This window comes from Mesorhizobium sp. M2A.F.Ca.ET.067.02.1.1 (genome assembly GCF_004023285.1).
GTDB lineage: Bacteria > Pseudomonadota > Alphaproteobacteria > Rhizobiales > Rhizobiaceae > Mesorhizobium.
The window spans coordinates 1-5531 of the sequence record NZ_RZSB01000402.1; the positions used below are offsets into that span (position 1 = coordinate 1).

Annotated in this window: 7 protein-coding genes; 2 read left to right on the forward strand and 5 right to left on the reverse strand. The window is 64.3% G+C overall.

Annotated elements, in window-relative coordinates; genetic code table 11:
* Nucleotides 1-27: 27 nt before the first annotated feature.
* Nucleotides 28-1164: a GTP-binding protein gene (locus EOA28_RS23300; RefSeq protein ID WP_127251135.1), complete on the forward strand. Its 1137-nt coding sequence runs from the start codon at nucleotides 28-30 to the stop codon at nucleotides 1162-1164.
* An 18-nt stretch (nucleotides 1165-1182) separates the two neighbouring features.
* On the opposite strand, the gene EOA28_RS23305 is transcribed toward EOA28_RS23300, so the two are convergent.
* From EOA28_RS23305 to EOA28_RS23325, 5 genes are all read right to left on the reverse strand, one after another.
* Nucleotides 1183-1434, reverse strand: coding sequence for a sulfurtransferase TusA family protein (locus EOA28_RS23305; protein WP_042643420.1), 252 nt, complete (start codon nucleotides 1432-1434; stop codon nucleotides 1183-1185).
* Nucleotides 1435-1483: 49 nt separating this feature from the next.
* Entirely contained in the window at nucleotides 1484-2773 is a 1290-nt protein-coding gene (locus EOA28_RS23310; RefSeq protein ID WP_127251136.1) for a murein L,D-transpeptidase family protein, read from the reverse strand.
* A 223-nt stretch (nucleotides 2774-2996) separates the two neighbouring features.
* Complete coding sequence (locus EOA28_RS23315) at nucleotides 2997-3947, reverse strand: acetyl-CoA carboxylase carboxyltransferase subunit alpha (RefSeq protein WP_126064161.1); 951 nt, start codon at nucleotides 3945-3947, stop codon at nucleotides 2997-2999.
* Nucleotides 3948-4048: 101 nt separating this feature from the next.
* Nucleotides 4049-4963, reverse strand: a complete 915-nt coding sequence (locus EOA28_RS23320; RefSeq protein WP_127251138.1) for a site-specific tyrosine recombinase XerD — start codon at nucleotides 4961-4963, stop codon at nucleotides 4049-4051.
* Between the two features lie 13 nt (nucleotides 4964-4976).
* Complete coding sequence (locus EOA28_RS23325) at nucleotides 4977-5129, reverse strand: hypothetical protein (protein ID WP_042643428.1); 153 nt, start codon at nucleotides 5127-5129, stop codon at nucleotides 4977-4979.
* 190 nt (nucleotides 5130-5319) lie between these two features.
* Here EOA28_RS23325 and EOA28_RS23330 point away from each other — a divergent pair.
* Nucleotides 5320-5531, forward strand: a 212-nt coding sequence (locus EOA28_RS23330) for a shikimate kinase (RefSeq protein WP_281060919.1), incomplete at its 3' end; no start/stop codon positions are given.

Here is a 5531-nt window from a genome sequence, read left to right on the forward strand (position 1 = left end):
CCAGCCCGCCAAGGCGAACTAGCCATCATGAAGGGCGGCTTTCCCATCCCCGTCTCCGTTCTCACCGGCTTTCTCGGCGCCGGCAAGACGACGCTGCTCAATCGGCTGCTCAAGGATCCGGCGCTTGCCGATACGGCGGTGATCATCAACGAGTTCGGCGAGGTGGCGGTCGACCACCTTTTGGTCGAGCAGGCATCCGACGGCATCATCCAGCTCTCCGACGGCTGCCTCTGCTGCACGGTGCGCGGCGACCTGGTCGACACGCTTGCCGATCTCGTCGACCGGCTGCAGACCGGCCGCATCGCGAAACTCGCCCGCGTCGTCGTCGAGACGACGGGTCTCGCCGATCCGGCGCCGGTGCTGCAGTCGATCATGGCGCATCCTGCGCTGGTGCAGGCCTTCCGGCTCGACGGCGTCATCACGCTGGTCGACGCCGTCAATAGCGAGGCGACGCTCGACGCCCATGTCGAGGCGGTGAAACAGGCGGCGGTGGCCGATCGCATCGTGCTGACCAAGACGGACCTTGCCGATGCGGCCGAGGTCGAGGCGTTGCTGGCAAGGCTGAAGCAGGTCAATCCGGGCGCCGTCGTGCTCGACGTCAACGAGGCCGGCGCCGCGGCGCTGTTCAATTGCGGGCTTTATGATCCCGAAACCAAGTCCGCCGACGTGCGGCGCTGGCTTGGCGAAGAGGCTGCGCATGATCAAGATCATCACCATGATCAGGATCATCACCAAGATCATCGCCATCATCACCATGACGGCGATCATGATCACCACCATCATGAGCATCGCCACGATAGGCGCGTGCGCACGCACTCGCTCGTCCATGACGGTCCGGTGCCGTACTCGGCGATCGAGATGTTCCTCGACCTTCTGCGCTCGACACATGGCGAGAAGCTGCTGCGCATGAAGGGCGTCATCGAGCTCGCGGAGGATCCGTCGCGACCGCTTGTCATTCACGGCGTGCAGAAGATCCTGCATCCACCGGCAAGGCTGCCGGCCTGGCCCGACGGTCAGCGCGGCACCAGGCTGGTGCTGATCACGCTGGACATGCCGGAAGATTATATCCAGCGCCTGTTCGCGGCCTTCACCAACAAACCGTCGATCGACACGCCGGACCGGGCCGCGCTCGAGTCCAATCCGCTGGCGATTGCAGGGTTATAGCAAAAAAACGACGCCGGCTCAGGCCGCGCTGCCGCGCTCGACCAGGAAACGATGACCGCCAGTGACCGCGGCCGTTTCGACCAATTGGTGGCCGGCATCGGCGCAGAAGGCCGGGATATCGATGACCGCGAGCGGATCGGTGGTTTCCAGCCAAAGCCGGCTGCCCGGCCGCATGGCCGCCAACCGCTTGCGGGCTTTCAGCACCGGCAACGGACAGTTCAGTCCCTTGAGATCGTAGATGGCGGGCGGCTTTGCCCTTTGTTCATGCATGTCGTTATCCCAAAACCGCCTTACACTTTCGGGCGACATGCATTGGGTCTCAGCCGCCGAACATGCCGAGCAGCTTCTTCTTCAGCTTCGACACGGTGCCCTGGTCGGCGTCGGCGGCCTGCTGGGTTTCCTGCGCGGCCGCTGGCTCGACGCCGGCGGTGACGACCGGCTGCTGCGCGGCCTGCTTGGCGGCTTCCTTCTCGGCCAGCGCTTGCGCCTTGGCCTGTTCCTTGGCGGCCTTGGCCGCCTCGATCGCCGCCAGGCGCTGCTCTTCCGCCTTGCGCTTGGCTTCCTTTTCCGCGTCGAGCGCGGCCATCTTGCGGCCGGCCGGCGAATCGATACGGCCCATGCGGGTCGTTTCCGTCACCGAGCCATCCGCATTCATCGACGGCGGCTCGATCGGCACGCGCTCGCCGCGGGCGCGGCGCTTCGACCAGTCAGAGACGATGCTGGCTTCCTTGATGCCGGCAATGGTCGGCTTCGGCGGCGGGTTGCTGGAATTCACCGCCGAATTGAAGGCCGCGTCGTAGCTCTTCTCGTAACTGGCGAAGGCGGTCTTCAGCGAATCCGGCTGCGTCGTCGGGGGGCAGGGGCCAGTCGGGTCGAAGGTCGTGCCTTCCGGCGCGACCTGATTGAAGACGTAGCGCTTCTCGCAGACGTCGACCTTCGGCGGCACCTTGGTGATCTCGAAATTGTCGTATCCGACCTTCAGCATCTTCCAGAACTCGTAGTTCGGGTCGTTGCGGTAGCGCGCCATGTTGGCGGCGGTCATGCGGAAGGGGAAGGCCTGGATCTGGAATTCGGTCTGGCCGCCCTGGAAGGCGTCGCGGCCGAAGGCATAGATCTGCTCGATCTGCGCGTCGGTCATCGAATAGCAGCCGGACGACGAGCAGGCGCCGTGCACCATCAGGTTCTGCCCGGTGCGGCCATTGGCGCGGTCATAGGCGTTGGGGAAGCCGATGTTGAAGGACAGATGGTAATTCGAGCGCGGGTTCATCTGCGACGGGCGCACCGTGTAGAAGCCTTCCGGCGCCTGGCGGTCGCCCTCGGTGTATTTGGGGCCGAGCTTCCCCGACCATTTGCAGATGTCGTAGCTGGCGACGAGATCGTAGCGGCCGTTGGTCTTGGCCTTCCAAATCTCGAGCTTGCCTTCTTCCTTGAAGATGCGCGCCATCACCGAGGAGGTGCGCACCATGCCCTTGGCCTTCATGTCGGCAAGGATCTTGTCCGGCAGCGGCTTGTTGGCCTCCGGCGCGAAATCCTTCATCGACGAATCATTGCAGCCGGCGACGCCGATGGCGGCGATCAGGACTCCGGTGCGGGCAAGCTTGGCAAACATCGGTGCGGCTACGTCTCTTCTCTCGGGCCAACGACTCTCGGCATGGCCGGGCCCGCAGGCTGAACACCAGTGGACCGTAAGCCCGTTAACCTTGAAAATTCCTTACCGCAAGCCTTCGTCACAAATCTGGGCAAACCCCTCACGGCAAATCCCATTGAGCCGAATCCGGCGGCATTTTTGTGGCGAAATTGCTCATCTTGGCCACAGTTGAACGGTTAGCGGGTCAGAGGCTGCGGCCCATCGCCAGATATTTCTCGCGGCGCTGCTCGCGGAAATCGGTGTTGGCGCCGGCAAAGTCCTTCATCGTCCTGGCGATGAGGTCACCGGTGGAGGCAATCACCGTTTCCGGCGCGCGCTGGGCGCCGCCCATCGGCTCGGGAATGATGGCGTCGATGATCTTCATCTCGAGCAGATCCTGCGCCGTGATCTTCATGTTGGTCGCCGCGTCCTTGGAGCGGGTGGTGTCACGCCACAGGATCGAAGCGGCACCCTCCGGCGAGATCACCGAATAGATGGCGTGCTCGAGCATATAGACCCGGTTGGCGGTGGCGATCGCGATGGCCCCGCCGGACCCGCCTTCGCCGATGACCACCGAGATCGACGGCACTTTCAGCGAAAGGCAGGCGGAAGTCGAACGTGCGATCGCTTCGGCCTGGCCGCGCTCCTCAGCGCCGACGCCGGGATAGGCGCCGGCGGTGTCGACCAGCGTCAGAAGCGGGATCTTGAAACGGTCGGCCAGTTCCATGAGGCGCACCGCCTTGCGGTAGCCCTCCGGCCGCACCGAGCCGAAATTGTGCTTGATACGGCTTGCCGTGTCCGAACCCTTTTCCTGACCGATCACCGCCACCGGCTCGCCGCGGAAGCGGGCGAAGCCGCCGACGATCGCCTGGTCGTCGCCGAAATTGCGGTCGCCGGCCAAGGGCGTGAAATCGGTGAACAGCCCTTTGATGTAGTCGACGCAATGCGGGCGGTCGGGATGGCGCGCGACCTGCACCTTCTGCCAGGGGGTGAGCGCCTTGTAGAGGTCGCGCAACGCGTCGCGCGAACGCTTTTCCAGCCGGCTGATCTCTTCGGCGACATCGACCGCCTCGCCGTTCTCGGCAAGCTTCTTCAGTTCGAGGATCTTGAGCTCCAGATCCTGCACCGGCTTTTCGAAGTCGAGGTAGTTGTACATGCTTGCGCGGACCGATCCGTCGGAAGGCGAAATGGCTGGCGGAACCGCTGAAATGCCGGCTCCGGGCGGTGGAACGTCGCCCTCACATAGCGATATGAGGCCTAGTCGGCAAGCGGATGATGATCGTTGACCAGCCGCACCAGCCGCTCCTCCAGCACATGGGTGTAGATCTGCGTGGTCGAGATGTCGGCATGGCCAAGGAGTTGCTGAACGGCTCTGAGATCGGCGCCGTTCTGCAGGAGATGGCTGGCAAAAGCATGGCGAAGCACATGCGGCGAGATTTTCGCCGCAGCTATCCCCGACCGAGCCGCCAAGTCCTTGAGATCGCGGGCGAAAACCTGCCGGGAAAGATGGCCGCTGTCGGAGGAGGCGGGAAACAGGAACGGGCTCTCGGCAAAGGCCGGGCGCTCGGCCCTTGCGGCAAGCCAGGCGCGCATGGCCGTGCGCGCCTTGGCCGACAGCGGCACCATGCGTTCCTTGTCGCCCTTGCCGCGCACCATGAAGAAGCGGTCGTCACGCAGCGCCACCGTCACCGGGAGGCCGACCAGCTCCGACACGCGCAGGCCCGTGGCGTAGAGCACCTCGACCAGCGCGTGCAGGCGCAAGGCGGCCATCCGGTCGCCATCCGGACCAGCTTCGCCGGCTTCCTGCGCCGCCCGGTCGAGCAGGCGGCCGGTCTCGGCCTCGCTCATCGTCTTCGGCAGCGGCCGGCCCTTGCGCGGGCTGTCCAGCGTGCCGGTCGGGTCGTCGCCGCGCAGGCCCTCGGCGTAGAGGAATTTGAAGAACTGGCGGATCGCCGACAATTTGCGCGCCTGCGAGGTCGGCGCGAAGCCACGCGCGGCAATGTCGTCGAGATAGGCGCGGATGTCGGCCGATCCGGCGCCCGCAAGTCCGCCCTTGATCGCTTCGGAAGCGTCCTCGAGATCGCGGCGGTAGGAGGCAAGCGTGTTCTCGGCCGCCCCCCGTTCGGCGCTCATCATTTCGAGGAAGGCTTCGATGCGGGCGGCGCTGTTCATCGGGCCGGGTTTGTCAGTTCTTCTTGGGGTTGAGCTTTTCGGCGGGAATGCGGATGCTCATTTCCGCTTTTTTGGGCTCCACGAACATCGCCAGCGCGAACATCGCGCCATAGGCAATACCCGCAAGAACCGCCAGCGTCACGACGAAGCGAAACAAAGTCGGCATTCAAATTTCGCCCGTCTTGTTGTTCTGCGTTTCCAAAGCCCTGTGCCCTTATGGGACGCCAAACCGGGCAATTCAAGGACGAAGGATTCCGGTCGCCGCAGGTTTTTGCCGGAAAGGCTTCGGACCCGTTCGTGCACCCGCGCTTGACGCAAACAGGCTTTTGATGTCGATACGGCGCAAAGAGGCCCCGATGAACGCTGTGCCACCAAATCCGACGGACGAAGGCTGTGCCGCGCTGGTCGAACGGCTCGGCAGCCGTTCGATCGTCTTCGTCGGGCTGATGGGGGCTGGCAAGACGGCGATCGGCCGCAAGGTGGCGACGATGCTGTCGCTGCCCTTCATGGACAGCGACCAGGAGATCGAAAGCGTCTCGCGCATGACGGTGCCGGAACTGTTCGAGCG